Source organism: Bacillus sp. FSL R9-9492 (assembly GCF_038007365.1).
Classification (GTDB): domain Bacteria; phylum Bacillota; class Bacilli; order Bacillales; family Bacillaceae_G; genus Bacillus_A; species Bacillus_A mycoides.
The window spans coordinates 4,073,103-4,090,726 of the sequence record NZ_JBBOXC010000001.1; the positions used below are offsets into that span (position 1 = coordinate 4,073,103).

Below are 17,624 nucleotides of genomic sequence, written 5' to 3' on the forward strand. Positions count from 1 at the left end.
AAAAAGGAAGGCTTATTTTTCTATGCCTTTATGCTTTTTGTTATAGGTATTTCCGAGTAAACGGAAATGCTTACTTTCAATTAGGGAGGAATTTAAAATGGCAATTCAAACAAGTAACTTAGGTTATCCACGTATCGGACTACAACGAGAGTGGAAAAAAACATTGGAAGCTTTTTGGTCCAATAAAATTGATGAAGAACAATTTTTAACGACAATGAAAGAAATTCGCCTTCAACACGTCAAAGTACAGCAAGAAAAGGGAATTGAATTAATTCCAGTTGGCGATTTTACATATTATGACCACGTTCTGGATACGGCCTACATGTTAGGATTCATCCCGTCACGTTTTTCAGAGTTTACCTCTTACCTTGATGTATATTTTGCAATGGCACGCGGCTCTAAAGATCACGTTGCTTCTGAAATGACAAAATGGTTTAACACAAACTATCATTACATTGTTCCTGAATATGAAGAAGGATTACAAATCTCTTTAAAAGACAATCGTCCTCTTCGTTTATATGAAGAAGCGAAAAAAGAGTTAGGCGTTGATGGAAAACCAGTTATTTTAGGCCCTTATACATTCCTAAAACTGGCAAAAGGTTATAACGAAGAGCAATTTGCCACTATTTTAAAAGAGCTAGTTGCACCTTATGTACAATTATTCTCTGAATTACAAGCAGCTGGAGCACAAATTATTCAAGTTGACGAGCCAATCTTCGCATCTTTAACAAAAGATGAAATTAATCAAGCGAAAGAACTTTACGAAGCTATTCATAAAGAGGTTCCAAATGCGAATCTTCTTCTACAAACATATTTTGATAGTGTAGAAGAGAACTATGAAGAAATTATTGCATTCCCTGTTTCTGGTATTGGATTAGACTTTGTTCATGGCAAAGAAGGTAATGTAAATGCTATTTCAAAATATGGATTCCCAGCTGATAAAATTTTAGCTATCGGTTGTATAGATGGCCGTAACATTTGGAGAGCTGATCTTGATGATGTACTTTCTTTATTTACAACATTACAAAATCAAATCACAGCAAAAGGTTTAATTGTTCAACCTTCTTGTAGCTTATTGCATACTCCAATTGATAAAACGGAAGAAACGCACTTAACAAGTGAATTATTTGATGCACTTGCATTTGCTAATCAAAAATTAGAAGAACTAGTCCTTATCCATTCTGCTCTTACTAAAGGTGTAGAAAGCATCAGTAGCGATTTAACAACATATCGTAATGCACATCATGCAATCCGCTCATCAGCTGCACGTAATCGTGAAGATGTAAAAGTGGCACGTACATCACTTAAAGAAGATGATTTCTCACGTCCTCTTCCATTTGAAAAACGATATGAACTACAGCAAGTAGCTTTACAATTACCGTTGTTACCAACAACAACTATTGGTAGCTTCCCGCAAACATCTGAAGTTCGTCAAACACGTAAACAGTGGCGTAACGGCGATATTACAAATGAACAATATAATCAATTCATTGAAAAAGAAACTGCAAAGTGGATTCGTTACCAAGAAGATATTGGTCTTGATGTACTAGTACATGGTGAATTCGAAAGAACTGACATGGTGGAATATTTTGGAGAAAGACTTGCTGGTTTCTCCTTTACTAAAAACGGATGGGTACAATCATACGGTTCTCGTTGCGTAAAACCACCTGTTATTTATGGTGATGTTGCCTTTATAAGTGGAATGACTATTAAAGAAACTGTATATGCACAAAGCTTAACAGAGAAAGTAGTAAAAGGTATGCTAACTGGACCTGTCACTATTTTAAATTGGTCATTCGTTCGAAATGATATTTCAAGAAAAGAAGTATCATATCAAATTGCATTAGCACTTCGTCATGAAATTGAATTACTTGAATCTTCCGGAATTAGAGTAATCCAAGTCGATGAACCTGCACTTCGTGAAGGTATGCCGTTAAAAGAAAAAGATTGGGATGCATACATTACATGGGCAGTTCAATCATTCCTTTTAGCAACATCTTCTGTAGAAAATGAAACACAAATTCATACTCATATGTGTTATAGTAACTTCGAAGATATTGTAGATGCAATTCGAGCGTTAGACGCAGATGTTATTTCTATCGAAACATCAAGAAGTCATGGAGAATTTATTAATACATTAAAGCATACAACATATGAAAAAGGAATTGGTCTAGGGGTATATGATATTCATAGCCCACGTGTCCCAAGTAAAGATGAAATGTTCACAATCGTAGAACAATCTTTACAAGTATGTGACCCTAAATATTTCTGGATTAATCCAGACTGTGGTTTAAAAACACGAAGAACTGAGGAAGTTATACCTGCTTTAGAGCACATGGTTCAGGCAGCAAAAGACGCTCGTTCTCTCCTAAAAACAAACGCATAATAAAAAAACGTGTTATCCTTTTGAAGGATAACACGTTTTTTTATTCTACACTCTCAAAATAGAAGTCGTATTGTACTTTATACAATTCATCGTCTGATGGCTCTTCAAGAGGAGTTGCCTGCAAGACTATCATATATTCTCCGTTCGGAATAGGAATATGATATTTATTAGAAAGAATACTTGTTATATATACTTCTTCATTCTTCACTGTGAAAGGAACTGATATCGTTCTAACCACTTCTTCTTTCTCAATATGATTTCCACAAGTAACTTCCACTTCACAAGTATAGTCAGAGATTGCTTCAAAAATAATAGCTCCATCCACCTCAGCATAGCCTCTTTCAAAATCTTCAGGAGTCCAATCTACATAAGGCTGCTGACCATCATAGTTCATTATCATTAATTGCGAATATGAAATTGTTAATTCCATAACTATCCCTCTCCTCCACTATGAAATGTATGCCAATTACTATTTCACTTCAAATTTCACACGCGTACCATCTGGATATTTGTCTAGCTTATTCCCTACCCAAGAACCTGCACCGCGGTTATCTGCTGGACTTATATATTCAATATGAGCTCCTTTTCCGCCTTCCTTACACATCGCCATCGGCCATTCATCACGATCATAACCTTTCTTCGTCGGATATGGCGCTAACGATAATTTCCTTCTATCCGCTGCACCATTACGATCAATTGTACACATTTCCGAATGTCCTTCTTTTATAGCATCCGTTATATGTTTCCCGGTCTCTGGATATCGTTCTTTCGGGAACTCTAGAATTTGATCATACGTAGTTGTCTTTTTAGTACTTGTCTCCTCTGGCACAAGTACTTCATATACCGCTACCAAAAGAGAAAGAATTGCAATAATTGAAATGATAATACCTTTAAATTGCTTCATGTGTACCTCCGTGTTCCTACCAATTTCTTTTCCTCAGTTATTATAACAAACTTCTTCTATGTATGTTTTCAGACATTATTTTAGCTCTTCCTCTCCATTCCGCCAAAAACATTCATTTTTCTTCATCTTTTCACTAATGCTGTAGAAAACTAATAACCTTCCGACATTCTTTTTCAAAGGAAGTCCACATAAAAGGTTGAAATAATATATACGATACTTTTTGGGGAGGAACTATCATGGAAGCTATTTATAAAACGAAAGATGTTACAAATAAAACAGGTATCCCAAAACATATAGTCCGAAAATATAGCCAACTCTTAGAGGAACACGGTTATATCATTTCAAAAACAGCTGATGCTCGTATTTATAAATTGGATGATTTAAAACTATTGAAATCTATACATGAAAGAGCTGCTACATTACAAGAAGACATTTCAGAAACAATACCTATTATTTTAAAAGAAAAAGATGCCCCACCTGTACCTGTTATTCAAGATAAACAAGAAGTGCAACCAAAAGAAGATGGGCGTAACTTTGAGGAGTTCATGCTAAAACTTGAAATGCTTGCTCAATTAAATGAAGCAATTATTCATCAAAACTCTACTCTCATTACACAAAATCGTTTAAAAGACGAGAAATTAGATGAACTAATGCAACAAGTTTATGTAAAAGAAGGCTCACAAGAAAAAATGTTACAAGATCTAGTTGTTCACGCCGCTCAAACAGATGCACTCCAAAAAGAAAAAATGGACTTATTAATGAATCATATGTATAAGCGAGAATCCAAACAAGAAGAAAAAATGAATAAACTTGTCAATCAAATTTACAATAAAGATAGCAACCGTGATACACAACTTATGCAAGTTATTCGCGAAATTCAAGAAACAAAAAGATTAGTCGCCGCCTCAAAAGAGCAAAGCTTCTTTCAATCATTTAAAAGTTTATTCGTTCGAACAAAACAAGAAAAAATAAATGAATGAAATTTTGTATCTTTTTCTAATGCACGATAAAATAAAAAGTTACCTTCTATCGGTAACTTTTATTCCTTATATCGTACAGCTGGCAATATAATAATAGCTTCAGTTCCTTTTCCGCTTTCACTTTTATATTCCAATGTGCCATTATGCGCTTGTAAAATACTAAATGTTACCATAAGGCCTAATCCTGTTCCTTTTTCTTTTAAAGAATAATACGGTTGTCCAAGCCTTACTAACTGTTCTTTTGTCATTCCAACACCACTATCTTTAACTCTTATTATTATCAATTCATCTTTTTGAATAGCTGTTACTTTTAAATACCCTTTGTTTCCTTGAATTGCTTCAATACCGTTTTTAACAACATTCATAATAGCTTGCTTCAATTTCGTCTTATCGCCGATAGTATAAAGGCTCTCAGAAATCTCAACTTGCAAATAAACGCCCTGCATCGCTGCAAATGATGACATAAGAGTTGTCATTTCAATTAATTGTGCTGATAAACAAATATGTTCTTTTTTTTCAATTTGAGGCCTTGCTAAATTTAAATAATCTGAAATAATCTGTTCAGCACGATCCAGTTCAGCTAATACGAGACGCATATAATCTTTGTTTTTTACGTCTTCCGTACTCTCTAGCAATTGAATAAACCCTCGTACAACAGTGAGAGGGTTTCGAACTTCATGTGCAACACTTGCAGCTAACTCACTTACAATATTAAGTTTTTCTGATTTTTGCATTTCTGTACGCAATAATGCATTTTCGTTTAAATACTCAGTCAAATACACTTGAAATACCATTGTCATAACCATAATAAGTGATGCAAATATATACCCACTATATAGATTAGATATGTACGGTGTAAAACCTGTTTCTAAAAGGACATTCAACATCCCGACTACTAATGAAACAAGAACATAAAATGATGCAATCATAAAAGCTAATATTAGCTTCTTATCTCTTGAAAAAAGAGACCATTTCTTTGACAAAAATAATGGAATTATCGAAAGAAATATAACTTCTACCATAGGCAACCAACTAAGCCCCTTAAAAATCCATTCATATGCAACATAAATAATGGCAGGGATGAGCCCAACAATCCCACCATATAAAAAACCACTAACAATTGGGACTGGATGAAAATTGTATCCGCAAACGGTACCAAAACAAATAGAGTATGTCATGGAGAGAACGAGTGTAACGCTAGATAAAAACATAATAAAGTAGCGATTAGGCTTCGGAAGCATTCCTTGATAACGATTTAAACGAATCGCTTCATATAAAAATAGTGGTAAAATAATGATGGCAATTTGGATCATTAAATCACGAATCAGCTCCATAGCCTCTCATCCCCTATATGTATTTTGATATGATTATATCATTTTATAAGTCTATTTGTTTCAAAATTTTGATTTTTCTTAATATCTTTGTTAATTATTTGTTAACAACTAATAATAAATGTTACAAATTTCCGAAATGATTGTAAACCCTGTACCAAATTTCCTTCGTGCAGTATACAATGAATACGGATTACAAAGAAAATAAAAAACACTTCACTAGACGGACAACTATCGCAAAATACAGCATATAATCCATACTATCTATGTTTACAAATAAGTGATCATTACTTTAGTAGGAGGAAGATAAATATGGCGGGTACTACGCTTGTTTTAAAAGAAGAAAATTTGGTTGTGCTAGAAAACGTTGAAAAATCAGTATACGAAGAATTGCAACATAAAGCAGGGGACGAAGACTGTACATGTGCTGTAAATGAATCCGTTGTCCATCTTGGCAAAGTATCTTCCGTACTTTGGAACGAAGATGAAATAGATTGGGAATACGGTTATTAAAAAGTCGCTTGCAGCGGCTTTTTTTGTGTTTATGCTTAAGTGAAACTTTAATTAACTCACACAGCTTATACTCTTATAGACATTTGAATCCTCACATAATTTCTTACTTCCACTGAATTTTAAGATACAATTCTTATCTTTCACAAATAGCGGGGGAAATTTTATAAACGAAGCGTAATAGTTGAAAATATGATAAAATGAACTTAATTTTCAAACGGAAGAAAGGGAGATACAATGGAACAATTCATTAATCCTAGAGTGAAGGACATCCAAATTTCTGGAATCCGTCAGTTCTCTAATATGATTCAAAACTATGATAATCTTATCTCTTTAACAATTGGGCAACCCGATTTCCCTACACCTTCTCTAGTAAAAGAAGCAGCTAAACGGGCCATTACAGAAAATTATACAAGCTATACACATAACGCTGGTTTACTAGAATTACGCAAGGCAGCTTGTAACTTTGTAAAGGACAACTACAATTTACATTATTCGCCTGAAAACGAAACCATTGTTACAATCGGTGCTAGTGAAGCGATCGATGTTGCATTCCGAACTATTTTAGAACCAGGAACGGAAGTAATTTTACCTGCTCCTATTTACCCTGGTTACGAGCCGATTATTCGACTATGTGGTGCAACTCCTATTTTTATAGATGTTCGCGAAACTGGATTTCGTTTAACAGCTGAAGCATTGCAACATGCAATTACAGAACGAACAAGATGCGTCGTTTTACCGTATCCTTCTAATCCAACTGGTGTTACCTTATCAAAAGAAGAATTAGAAGATATTGTATCTGTCTTAAAAGATAAAAATATTTTCGTTCTTTCTGATGAAATTTATAGTGAACTTGTATATGAAGAAAAACACACATCTATCGCTCATTTCCCAGAAATGCGTGATAAGACGATTGTCATTAACGGCTTATCAAAATCACATTCTATGACCGGCTGGCGTATCGGACTTTTATTTGCTCCAGAATATTTAGCAAAACACATATTAAAAGTTCATCAATACAATGTTACATGTGCTACTTCAATCGCTCAATATGCTGCAATCGAAGCTTTAACAGCTGCTAAAGATGCACCGAAGATGATGCGCTATCAATACAAAAAACGCCGTGATTACGTGTATAATAGACTCATTCAAATGGGTTTAACGGTTGAGAAGCCAACAGGTGCATTTTATTTATTCCCATATGTTGGACATTTAACATCTTCATCATTTGATTTTGCACTTGATCTTGTAAAAGAAGCTGGGCTAGCCGTTGTTCCTGGAACCGCATTTTCCGAATACGGTGAAGGCTACCTTCGCCTTTCCTATGCTTACAGTATCGAAACTTTAAAAGAAGGCTGTGACCGTTTAGAAGCCTTTCTAAAGAAAAAAGCTAAGAGTTAAACTCTTAGCTTTTTGTTGCATAATGATCACAAGTTTGACGCTTCAATAATTTATGCGGAATAATAATGCATTTTGAAGTAGATTCAGAATGCTCCACCTTATCAACTAAAGCTTTTGCCGCTTCATACCCTAATTGATAAATATTCACATCAACTGTCGAAAGTGGTGGACTAGCAATTTCTGATAATAAAGCATTGTTAAAGCTTACAATCGAAACATCTTTCGGTACAACAAATCCTTTTTTAGAAAGCGCACTTAACACGCCAAGTCCAATTAAATCATCCGTTGCCATAATTGCCGTCGGTGGTTGCTTTAGTCCCATTAATTCCTCAACAGCCTGTTGACCACTCTCTCTTGAAAAATCAAAGTGTAAAATATACTCTTTTGGCAATAGAATATCTGCTAGTTTCAAAGCATCACTCATCCCCGCCAAACGATCTCTCGTTACAAGTAAATCTGATCCACCGCCGATGAATGCGATTTGTTTATGGCCTAATGAAATCAAATATTCCGCTACTTCTCTTGCAGCTGTATAATTGTCATTATCTACATATGTAATTTCATCTTTTCGATCATATGGTTTTCCAATTAAAACAAACGGGAAGTTTTGGTCATGCAAGTATTGAATAATCCGATCGTTCTCTCTTGAATATAAAAGAATAATACCACCGATTTGACGCCCTTGTACCATTTTTACAACACCATTAAAAATTTCATCTTCCGTTTCACCAGTCGACATATAAAGCGCATACCCTTCCACATGTGCAAATGAACTAATTCCTCTTATAACTTCTGGGAAAAATGGATTTTGAAAAGCTTTACTTGCAGAACTCGGCATAACAAGACCAAGTGTCTTCGTCGTTTGGTTCGCAAGGTTTCTTGCATTTAAATTAGGATGATATCCCAGTTCACTCATCACTTTTCGAACACGGCGCTTTGTCTTTTCACTTATACTTGGATTATCAGCAATTACACGAGAAACTGTTGATGGTGCAACATTTGCCTGCTTCGCCACATCTTTAATTGTAACTGTCATAAAAATCCCCTCCTCTCACTTCTCTGCCATTTTTCATATATTTTATCTCGCACTCATTGCAAGTCATAAACATTCATTTCTTATATCTTGCAAAACTAATCCTATTCTCCCTCTTCATGTATTGTAAGGGATATAGCTATTTTTTCCTATACTATAATATACTATTTATTTCACTTCTTTTCACATATGATGTCAAATCTCTTTTCATCTCCCTACAAATTTTTTATAGGGAGATGAAAAGAGAAATGGGACGTAATGTCCCATTTTTATCCTTTCGTACCTCCAGCTGTTAAACCGGAAACAAAATATTTTTGCAGCGATAAGAATAAAATAGAAATCGGAATTGCAATTAATACTGAACCAGCTGCAAATGTCGTAAATTCATTACCAAATTTTTTCGCTACCATTTCATATAGTCCAACTGCTAAAGTATAATTTTCCGGTGTGCGCAAAATAATACTCGCTAAAATGAAATCTGTAAATGGACCGATGAAAGTGAATAGCGCTACAACCGCTACGATTGGTTTTGCAAGCGGCATAATGATTTGCCAGAAGATACGGAAATGTCCTGCTCCATCCATTCGAGCTGATTCATCCAGTTCTTTTGGAATCGTATCAAAATACCCTTTCATTAGCCATGTATTCATCGGAATTGCCCCGCCCACATAAATTAAAATTAATGCAAGATGTGTATCAAGTAATCCTGTTAACTGAGCTAATATATATAGTGCGATTAACGCTGCAAAATTCGGGATCATTTGCAGAATTAAAAATGTTAATAAACCATTCTTTCTTCCAACAAAACGATATCTCGAAAATGCATAGGCAGTAAAACTAATGGCTAGTACAGAGAAAATCATCGTCATTACGCTAACTTTCAAAGTATTTTTATACCAAAGTAAGTAATTACTTGAATCGAGATCAAGCAGCTTGCGATAATGATCTAACGTGGCATTTTCCGGAATAATACTTGACCCAGATAAACTATCCCCTGGATTAAACGATGAGCCAATTATCCATAGTAATGGATAGAAAATAATCGCACACATTATGAAGATAACTAAATAACTTAATGAAAGACGTAACATCTTTTGTCGTTTAATATTCATTTACATCATATCCTCTTCTTGGAATGATTTTGTTCTCTTAAATTGCCATAACGCAACTGTAATAACAATTAACGATAAAATCATTGTAAGAGCTGCTGCTTTTCCGTACTGAGCCGAAGTCATCGTTAACTTATAGATCCATGAAATTAAAATATCCGTTCCACCTGCATTTTGTCCAGACACAGCAGGTCCCCCGCTATTAAATAGATAAATAATACTAAAATTATTAAAGTTAAACGTATATTGCGTAATTAATATTGGCGCTGTTGCGTATAAAACAAGTGGCAATGTAATTTTGCGGAACTGTTGCCAAGCTGTTGCTCCATCTACTGTAGCCGCTTCATATAATTCTCCTGGAATCGATTGCAATATACCTGTTGTCATTGCAAAGACGAACGGGAAACCAAGCCACGTTTGAATCATAATTAAAGCAATCTTCGCCCAAAACGGGTCTGTCATCCAAGCAATCTTTTCAATCCCGAATAAAGCTAATACTTGGTTATTAATTGCTCCAAATGTTTCATTAAACATACCAGCAAATACAAGAATAGATACGAATGCTGGAACAGCCCACGGTAAAATAAAGATTGTTCGAATAATTGCCTTACCTTTAATACCAGGCTGATTTACGATAATCGCTAAAAAAATACCAAGTGCAACTTGTAATGTTGTTGCAACAAACGTCCAAATGACAGTCCAAGAAAATACACTTAAAAATGTATCTCTCCACATTGGTAATGTGAAAATATCAATAAAGTTTTTAAAGCCCACCCAATCTACTAATTTAGCTGGAGGAGAGTGATATAAATCATAATTCGTAAATCCAATTAAGATTACAAAAATGATTGGAAATACAACTACAAAGATTAGTAATAGAAATCCTGGTGAAACCATTAAATATGGAAAACCTTGATCTAATAAGTTACGGTACTGCTCTTTTACTGAGTTTAATGGTGTTCCTATATCACGTTTCTTCCCATTTTGGTATGCATCATACAAGTTAAATCCATATATTCCGAGTCCGAATACTATGACGATAAGTGCCAAAATCCCTTCTACTAATAGAAAGACCGAATGGTCACGTGGAACTTCTGTACCAAGCGTTACAATTCCCCATAATCCTATATTTAACAAATCAGCAAATGCTACAATAAATGAACCTGTTAATACTAGAAAAATAAGACCTTTAACATATTGTTTATTATATAGTTGACCAATACCTGGAATGATTGATAACATGGTCGCCATTTTCCTATGCTTTGAACCGTTTAACTCTTTCGCTGGTTCCATAGATGTTTGCATGTTCCTTCCCCCTTTTTTCTTCCTACTTGGAAGGGAGAGAATTCGTGCCTCTCATATTTAGAGGCACGAATTTCACCTTATTTTTTATTGCTGTGGTTTGCCTCAATATTACCTTTAATTTGTTTCACTGCATTATCAAGTGCTGCTTTTGGCTCTTGTTTATTTGATACAACTAATTGAAGCGCATCTCCAGCTGGTTTCCAAACTTCTTGCATTTCTGGAATATTCGGCATTGGAATTCCATTTTCTGATTGAGTTGCAACTGCTTTTGCAGCCTCATTATCTTTAATAATTGGATCTTCCATCACTGATTTTACTGGAGGAATTTCTTTTGTTTTCTCAAATCGAATTTTTGCGTTTTCTTCATTTGTTACCCACTCAGTGAATTTTGCAGCTAAATCATTTTGTTTAGAGAAACTTGTTACATGCCATCCTTTTACCCCAACGAACGTTTTCATCGGTTGACCATTTGGTAATTTCGGCATTGGAGCAACACCATAATCAATTCCAGCCTTTTCCATCGCTTGGAATGCCCATGGACCATTCATAATAGATGCTGCTTTTCCTTCATTAAATAATCCATCTGCAGCTGAACCGCCAGATTCACCAATAATTCCTTTTGGTAATAATTTTTCTTTATACCATTTTTGAATATATTCAGCACCTTGTACTGCACCACTATTATTTAATCCAATATCTGTCGGAGTCAGTTTTCCATCTTTTTCACCAAATACATAACCGCCCATACCCTCCATAAATGCGTTAGCAAAATAGAAGTTATCTCCTAATGTTAAAAATCCGTACTTGTCATCTTTCGTAAAGTCTTTTGAGAAGTTATACAGCTCATCCATCGTTTCTGGTGCTTTTGACATTAATTTTTTATTATAAATAAAGATTGGTGTTTCAATTGCTTTTGGTAAACCGTATAGTTTTCCGTCGTATGTTTGTGCCTTTATTGATAAATCTGTAAATTTATTTTTTACCGTATCATCCACTTTCACCTCTGAAAGTAGCCCTTCTGTTACCGCATTACCAATATGATCATGTGGCAATGTTACAACATCTGGCCCTGTGCCAGCTGGACCGTCGAGACGAAGTTTTTCTATTTGTTTCGTCATCTGAACCTCTTCAACTTTTACTTTCACATTATATTTCTTTTCAAAACTTTTCACTGCCGGCTCTAGACCCACACCTTTTTTCTCATCTTCCCAAACGAGAAGATCATAATCTTTCTTCTCTTTACTTGCTTCTTTTTTCCCTGAATCTTTCGGTCCACATGCAGATAACATACCGATTGACAATGCTGAAATCGTTAATAGTGATAATGCTTTCTTCATCCCAAAAACCTCCCTAAATTGTCTATGTACCTCTTTAATTGAAAACGTTTGCATTCGATAGTTTAATAAAAGCGCAAACAATATCATAATCTATGAAAACGTTTGCGCTATTTGTCTATCATTATACATCCTTTTATTTATTTTGCAAATATTAATTTTTTAAATATTGCCGTTATACTCTTTATCCATTGACTTTATATAAAATGAATACTACTCTTATAAGCAACATTAAAGTTATGGGAAAGCAATCGTTTGCAACATAATCTTTATTATTACGTTTAAGGGAACGATATGTATAGAGATATTAAAGGGGGATTTTCTATATGTTTAAAGAAGCGATCTATCATAGGCCGAAAGATAATTATGCATACGCTTACGACGAAAAAACGATTCACATCCGGATGCGTACAAAAAGAGACGATATTCACTCCGCTGCTCTCATCTACGGTGATCCTTATGAATGGCAAGATGGGAAATGGATTACAGCGAGTACACCGATGAAAAAAACTGGTTCTACTGAGTTATTTGATTATTGGTCAATTTCCATCGAACCACAATTTAAACGCTTACGTTATGGATTTGAATTAATAAATGATGCAGAATCTCTTATTTATACAGAACGAGGATTTTTTTCTAACATTCCAAATGATGATGTTGGTAACTTTTTCTGTTTTCCATTTATTCATGCAAACGATGTATTCAAAGCACCGTCCTGGGTTAAAGACACAGTTTGGTATCAAATTTTCCCAGAACGATTCGCTAATGGGGATTGCACACTGAATCCAGAAAACACCCTTCCTTGGGGAAGTACTGAACCAACTCCGACTAATTTTTTCGGCGGAGATTTTGCTGGTATTATTCAAAACCTTGATTACCTTGTGAAGCTTGGAATTTCCGGAATATATTTCACTCCTATTTTCAAAGCTCATTCGAATCATAAATATGACACAATTGATTACATGGAAATCGATCCACAATTTGGGACGAAAGAAACTTTCAAAGAACTCGTTCAGGCGTGTCATAAACATGGTATAAAAGTAATGCTCGACGCTGTTTTTAATCATAGCGGGTACTTCTTTGATAAATTTCAAGACGTGCTGGAACAAGGTGAAAATTCCGCCTATAAAGATTGGTTCCATATTCATGAATTTCCAATTATAACCGAGCCACTTCCTAATTATGATACTTTCGCATTTACACCGTATATGCCTAAATTAAATACAGCACACCCAGATGTAAAAGAATATTTACTTGAAGTAGGGCGTTATTGGGTAAGAGAATTCAATATAGACGGTTGGCGCCTTGATGTAGCAAATGAAGTCGATCACAGTTTTTGGAGAGAATTCCGAAGTGAAATAAAAGCATTAAATCCTGAAGTATATATTTTAGGTGAAATTTGGCACGATGCACTCCCATGGCTACAAGGTGACCAATTTGATGCTGTAATGAGCTATCCTGTTACAAACGCTCTACTTTCTTACTTTGCTAACGAATCCATTCATGCAAGTGAATTTATGAAACAAATTACCGATTCTCTACATTCCTACTCTATGAATGTAAATGAAGCGGCATTTCATTTATTAGACAGTCATGACACACCTAGAATTTTAGCAACATGTAACGGGGATAAAAATAAGTTAAAGTTACTCTATGTATTTCACCTTTCTTTCATCGGTTCTCCTTGTATTTATTACGGCGATGAAATCGGTATGGATGGTGGAATGGACCCTGACTGCCGCAAATGTATGATATGGGATGAAAAAGAACAAGATACTCTTTTATTTACACATATACAAACATTAATTTCATTACGGAAACAACATAAAGCATTTGGAGGAAATGGTACTTTTCAATTCATTGAGGCAAATGATGAACATAATTATATTTCTTATACGAAAACATATGAGGATGAAACTATCTTTTTCGTTTTAAATCCTACTAACAGTGAAGTTACAACTTCACTCCCTCTTCATATTACCAGGAAGAAAATAATTAACATTTATACAAACGAAGAATTTTCAGCGGAAGCAAGTGTATTACAAGTTACACTTCCACCGTATGGATTCTCTATTTTAAAATGGTAATAGTAAAAGCCTTATGCCAGGGTGGCATGATATTATCCCCTTTAGGTAGACAGTGTGAAAAAGACCATGTAAACACATGGATGTTACACTATTACTTGGAGGGGATTTTTCATGGCAAAAAAAGGCACAACATTTCATACATACTCAGAAGAAGTAAAGTTATCAGCTGTTCAAAGTTATTTAAACGGAGAAGGAAGCTACGATATGATAACGGAGAAATATCAGATTAAAAGCTCTACACAACTTAAAAATTGGGTGAAAAAATATAAAGAATGTGGTGAAATTACAGATACTCGTGGGAAAAATAGTGGAATGAAAGGTATACCAAATCCTTTAAAAGGAAAACGCGTTCATTTTAACACCGTTGAAGAGGAACGTGACTACTATAAGGCTCAGGTTGAATATTTAAAAAAGCAGTATCCAAATCTGTAAATGGGGGCGTACTAAAATATAAAGAAAGATATCATATCATTGAATCACTAAAGAGAAAATATCCCGTTATATGGCTTACTAATTTTGCGAATGTACATCGCTCAAGTTACTATAAGTGGATTCATACAAAAAGTATGAAAAACATGCGACTAGAATCCGATAAACAATTAAAAAAGGTAATTCAATCTATTCACGTAAAGCACAAAGAATATGGTTATCCACGTATGAAAATCGCCTTACAAGAGGAGGGTTATTTTATAAATCACAAAAAGGTATATCGCTTAATGAGCGAGCTTAACATTCAGTCTATTATTCGGAAGAAGCGTCGCTTCTTTAAAGGGAATTACTCCAATACTTTTCCAAATGTTTTAAACCGTGAATTCAAAGATCGCCAACAAAATGAAGCGCTTGTTACAGACATTACCTACCTACGATTTCAAGAGGGATTCCGCTATCTTTCTGTCGTACAAGATATTTATAATAACGAAGTTGTTTCTTGGAAAATTTCCAAGCGTAATGATAATGAACTTGTATTAGATACAATTGAAATGTTGGCACAAAAAAGAGATGTGCGTGGAACCATTCTCCATTCAGATCAGGGATTCCAGTACACATCTCATGCCTACAACAAACGACTTTTAGATTTAGGTATCATTGGCAGCCACTCTCGCAAAGGAAACTGCCATGATAATGCCTGTATCGAGTCATTTTTCTCCCATTTTAAATCGGAGATGTTGTATTTGAATCATTTTAAAACAGAAGAAGATTTAATACAAGCAATTGAAGAATATATTTACTTTTATAACTATAAACGGTTCCAAAAACGACTCAACCATCGAGCTCCGATAGAATATCGAATCTCGATGGCTGCTTAGTCTTTTTAATACTGTCTACTTGACAGGGATAAGACCAGCATAAGGCTTTTCTTATTTCAATTTAAATACCATTGCTTCATATGGTCGTAATGTAATGTTTTCTATCAATACATTTTCTACATCATAATTGTGTATTAATAACTCTGCTTCACTATAAATAATGTCCTCAGGCAATTCAAATACACATTCATCTGCAGTAAAGTTTGCAATCACCAGAAGCTTTTCTTCTCCATATGTTCTTACATAAGCAAAAATAGAAGGGTTATTTTCTAATATTAAATCATATGTTCCATACACAACTATTTCATTGTTTTTACGTAATTCAATCAATTTTTTATAGTAATAAAAAATTGATTCTTCATCTTGGATTGCCTGTTTCACATTAATCTCTTTGTAGTTAGGATTTACCGCAATCCAAGGCTCACCCGTTGTGAATCCAGCATGTTCTCTATCATCCCACTGCATCGGAGTTCTAGCATTATCTCGGCCCTTTATATATATAGACTGCATCACTTTATCTATATCTTCGCCGCGCTCTATAACTTTCTCTTTATACATATTTAGTGTTTCAATATCTCGGTATTCATCAATTGATTCAAATCGAACATTTGTCATTCCGATTTCTTCTCCTTGATAAATATATGGTGTCCCTTTCATCATATGAAGTACTGTCGCTAACATTTTCGCTGATTCAGTATGATAAGCTCCATCATTACCAAAACGAGATACAACGCGAGGCTGGTCATGGTTATTCCAATAAAGGCTATTCCATCCTGTTTGTTCTAATGCTTTTTGCCACTTTGTTAAATTTTGTTTCAAAGTAAGAAGTGAGCATGGTTTTACATCCCATTTCCCACCTTCTCCGGAATCTAAATCCATATGTTCAAATTGGAATACCATTTGTAGTTCTTTTCTAGCTTCCCCTGTATACAATTTAGCCTCTTCTGTCGTTACACCAGGCATTTCCCCAACCGTCATAATGTCATACTGAGACAATACGTCTTCATTCATTTCATGCAAATACTTATGAATATTCGGACCGTTCATAAAATGTTTATGCCCTGAAACATATCCTTCTTCATCCGTTTCAACAGCTGGTAAGCCATCTTCTTTAGAAATAAAATTAATAACATCCATACGGAACCCATCAATTCCTTTTTCTAACCAAAACTTCATCATGTCATAAACATCTTGTCTTACCTTTTCATTATCCCAGTTTAAATCTGGCTGTTTTTTAGAAAACAGATGTAAATAATATTCATCTGTCATCTCATCATATTGCCATGCAGATCCACTAAATGCTGCTCCCCAGTTATTCGGCTCTTTCCCTTCTTTTCCAGGGCGCCATATATAATAGTCTCTATATTTATTATCTTTCGATTTACATGATTCAATAAACCAATTATGTTCATCTGAAGTATGATTAACAACTAAGTCCATCATAAGTTTCATATTACGTTTATGCATTTCATGTAATAGTTCATCCCAATCTTCCATTGTTCCGAACTCGTTCATAATTTTACAATAATCACTTATATCGTAACCATTATCATCGTTTGGAGATTCATAGACTGGTGATAACCAAATTACATCAATACCTAATTCTTTTAAGTAGTCTAGCTTCGCAAGAATACCACGAAGGTCACCTATACCATCACCATTACTATCCATAAAACTACGAGGATAAATTTGATATACTACACTTTCTTTCCACCATTGTTTTCCCATTATGCTACCCCATTTCATCTATACTATTGATTCTTTTTTCTTTTTTTAAGGCGCAAACGTTTTCATTACTGAATGATAACAGATTCTATCCAAATTTAAAATAGCGCTTACAATATTTATTTTCTTTTTCTAATAAAACATGTGAAACTTATTATATATTCATAGGAATAATGAAAACGTTTTATTTTTTTATAGTGTTTTTATTTCTT

General features: G+C 34.6%; 14 protein-coding genes. 6 read left to right on the forward strand and 8 right to left on the reverse strand.

Annotated features, from left to right (window positions below; translation table 11 throughout):
* The first annotated feature begins 97 nt into the window (after positions 1-97).
* Positions 98-2,386: a 5-methyltetrahydropteroyltriglutamate--homocysteine S-methyltransferase gene (gene metE / locus MKY70_RS20620; RefSeq protein ID WP_341025634.1), complete on the forward strand. Its 2,289-nt coding sequence runs from the start codon at positions 98-100 to the stop codon at positions 2,384-2,386.
* Positions 2,387-2,426: 40 nt separating this feature from the next.
* Here the strand turns inward: metE and comJ are convergent, their stop codons facing one another.
* Positions 2,427-2,816: a competence protein ComJ gene (comJ, locus tag MKY70_RS20625; RefSeq protein ID WP_002088359.1), complete on the reverse strand. Its 390-nt coding sequence runs from the start codon at positions 2,814-2,816 to the stop codon at positions 2,427-2,429.
* A gap of 39 nt (positions 2,817-2,855) precedes the next feature.
* The gene (gene nucA / locus MKY70_RS20630) at positions 2,856-3,290 is read right to left on the reverse strand and encodes a DNA-entry nuclease (RefSeq protein ID WP_002014817.1); all 435 of its coding nucleotides are present in this window, start codon (positions 3,288-3,290) and stop codon (positions 2,856-2,858) included.
* A 236-nt stretch (positions 3,291-3,526) separates the two neighbouring features.
* Here nucA and MKY70_RS20635 point away from each other — a divergent pair, with 236 nt between their 5' ends.
* The gene (locus MKY70_RS20635) at positions 3,527-4,270 is read left to right on the forward strand and encodes a DUF3967 domain-containing protein (RefSeq protein ID WP_002033817.1); all 744 of its coding nucleotides are present in this window, start codon (positions 3,527-3,529) and stop codon (positions 4,268-4,270) included.
* A gap of 59 nt (positions 4,271-4,329) precedes the next feature.
* On the opposite strand, the gene MKY70_RS20640 is transcribed toward MKY70_RS20635, so the two are convergent.
* Positions 4,330-5,604 (reverse strand): sensor histidine kinase, encoded by a 1,275-nt coding sequence (locus MKY70_RS20640; RefSeq protein WP_002014814.1) that lies wholly within the window; start codon positions 5,602-5,604, stop codon positions 4,330-4,332.
* A gap of 309 nt (positions 5,605-5,913) precedes the next feature.
* Between MKY70_RS20640 and MKY70_RS20645 the strand changes: the two genes are divergently transcribed.
* Positions 5,914-6,114, forward strand: a complete 201-nt coding sequence (locus tag MKY70_RS20645; protein WP_000929276.1) for a hypothetical protein — start codon at positions 5,914-5,916, stop codon at positions 6,112-6,114.
* A gap of 234 nt (positions 6,115-6,348) precedes the next feature.
* On the forward strand, positions 6,349-7,512 hold the full coding sequence (locus MKY70_RS20650; protein ID WP_002033816.1) for an aminotransferase A: 1,164 nt from the start codon (positions 6,349-6,351) through the stop codon (positions 7,510-7,512).
* Between the two features lie 4 nt (positions 7,513-7,516).
* Here the strand turns inward: MKY70_RS20650 and malR are convergent, their stop codons facing one another.
* The 4 genes from malR to MKY70_RS20670 all read right to left on the reverse strand — a co-directional run bounded on the left by malR (position 7,517) and on the right by MKY70_RS20670 (position 12,296).
* Positions 7,517-8,548, reverse strand: a complete 1,032-nt coding sequence (gene malR / locus MKY70_RS20655; RefSeq protein WP_088034426.1) for a maltose operon transcriptional repressor MalR — start codon at positions 8,546-8,548, stop codon at positions 7,517-7,519.
* Positions 8,549-8,814: 266 nt separating this feature from the next.
* The gene (gene malD / locus MKY70_RS20660) at positions 8,815-9,657 is read right to left on the reverse strand and encodes a maltosaccharide ABC transporter permease MalD (RefSeq protein ID WP_002145966.1); all 843 of its coding nucleotides are present in this window, start codon (positions 9,655-9,657) and stop codon (positions 8,815-8,817) included.
* The gene (malC, locus tag MKY70_RS20665) at positions 9,658-10,959 is read right to left on the reverse strand and encodes a maltosaccharide ABC transporter permease MalC (protein WP_088034424.1); all 1,302 of its coding nucleotides are present in this window, start codon (positions 10,957-10,959) and stop codon (positions 9,658-9,660) included.
* A 77-nt stretch (positions 10,960-11,036) separates the two neighbouring features.
* Positions 11,037-12,296 carry an extracellular solute-binding protein gene (locus tag MKY70_RS20670; RefSeq protein WP_341025636.1) on the reverse strand — a complete coding sequence of 420 codons (1,260 nt, stop codon included), beginning with the start codon at positions 12,294-12,296 and terminating at the stop codon, positions 11,037-11,039.
* A gap of 323 nt (positions 12,297-12,619) precedes the next feature.
* On the opposite strand from MKY70_RS20670, the gene MKY70_RS20675 reads away from it, so the two are divergent.
* Both MKY70_RS20675 and MKY70_RS20680 read left to right on the forward strand, forming a co-directional pair.
* Positions 12,620-14,380 (forward strand): alpha-glycosidase, encoded by a 1,761-nt coding sequence (locus MKY70_RS20675; protein WP_341025637.1) that lies wholly within the window; start codon positions 12,620-12,622, stop codon positions 14,378-14,380.
* Positions 14,381-14,491: 111 nt separating this feature from the next.
* Positions 14,492-15,687, forward strand: a protein-coding gene (locus MKY70_RS20680; protein ID WP_340780769.1) for an IS3 family transposase whose coding sequence is annotated in 2 segments (ribosomal slippage) — positions 14,492-14,798 and positions 14,798-15,687 — 1,197 coding nt in all. Because the reading frame shifts where the segments join, the coding sequence is not laid out codon by codon here.
* A gap of 51 nt (positions 15,688-15,738) precedes the next feature.
* On the opposite strand, the gene malL is transcribed toward MKY70_RS20680, so the two are convergent.
* Positions 15,739-17,415 (reverse strand): oligo-1,6-glucosidase, encoded by a 1,677-nt coding sequence (gene malL, locus MKY70_RS20685; RefSeq protein WP_087955296.1) that lies wholly within the window; start codon positions 17,413-17,415, stop codon positions 15,739-15,741.
* Between the last annotated feature and the right edge of the window lie 209 nt (positions 17,416-17,624).

Coding starts and splice junctions, on each gene's coding strand:
- metE (WP_341025634.1), top strand. CDS start 98: ATGGCAATTCAAACAAGTAACTTAGGTTATCCACGTATCGGACTACAA.
- comJ (WP_002088359.1), bottom strand. CDS start 2,816: ATGGAATTAACAATTTCATATTCGCAATTAATGATAATGAACTATGAT.
- nucA (WP_002014817.1), bottom strand. CDS start 3,290: ATGAAGCAATTTAAAGGTATTATCATTTCAATTATTGCAATTCTTTCT.
- MKY70_RS20635 (WP_002033817.1), top strand. CDS start 3,527: ATGGAAGCTATTTATAAAACGAAAGATGTTACAAATAAAACAGGTATC.
- MKY70_RS20640 (WP_002014814.1), bottom strand. CDS start 5,604: ATGGAGCTGATTCGTGATTTAATGATCCAAATTGCCATCATTATTTTA.
- MKY70_RS20645 (WP_000929276.1), top strand. CDS start 5,914: ATGGCGGGTACTACGCTTGTTTTAAAAGAAGAAAATTTGGTTGTGCTA.
- MKY70_RS20650 (WP_002033816.1), top strand. CDS start 6,349: ATGGAACAATTCATTAATCCTAGAGTGAAGGACATCCAAATTTCTGGA.
- malR (WP_088034426.1), bottom strand. CDS start 8,548: ATGACAGTTACAATTAAAGATGTGGCGAAGCAGGCAAATGTTGCACCA.
- malD (WP_002145966.1), bottom strand. CDS start 9,657: ATGAATATTAAACGACAAAAGATGTTACGTCTTTCATTAAGTTATTTA.
- malC (WP_088034424.1), bottom strand. CDS start 10,959: ATGCAAACATCTATGGAACCAGCGAAAGAGTTAAACGGTTCAAAGCAT.
- MKY70_RS20670 (WP_341025636.1), bottom strand. CDS start 12,296: ATGAAGAAAGCATTATCACTATTAACGATTTCAGCATTGTCAATCGGT.
- MKY70_RS20675 (WP_341025637.1), top strand. CDS start 12,620: ATGTTTAAAGAAGCGATCTATCATAGGCCGAAAGATAATTATGCATAC.
- malL (WP_087955296.1), bottom strand. CDS start 17,415: ATGGGAAAACAATGGTGGAAAGAAAGTGTAGTATATCAAATTTATCCT.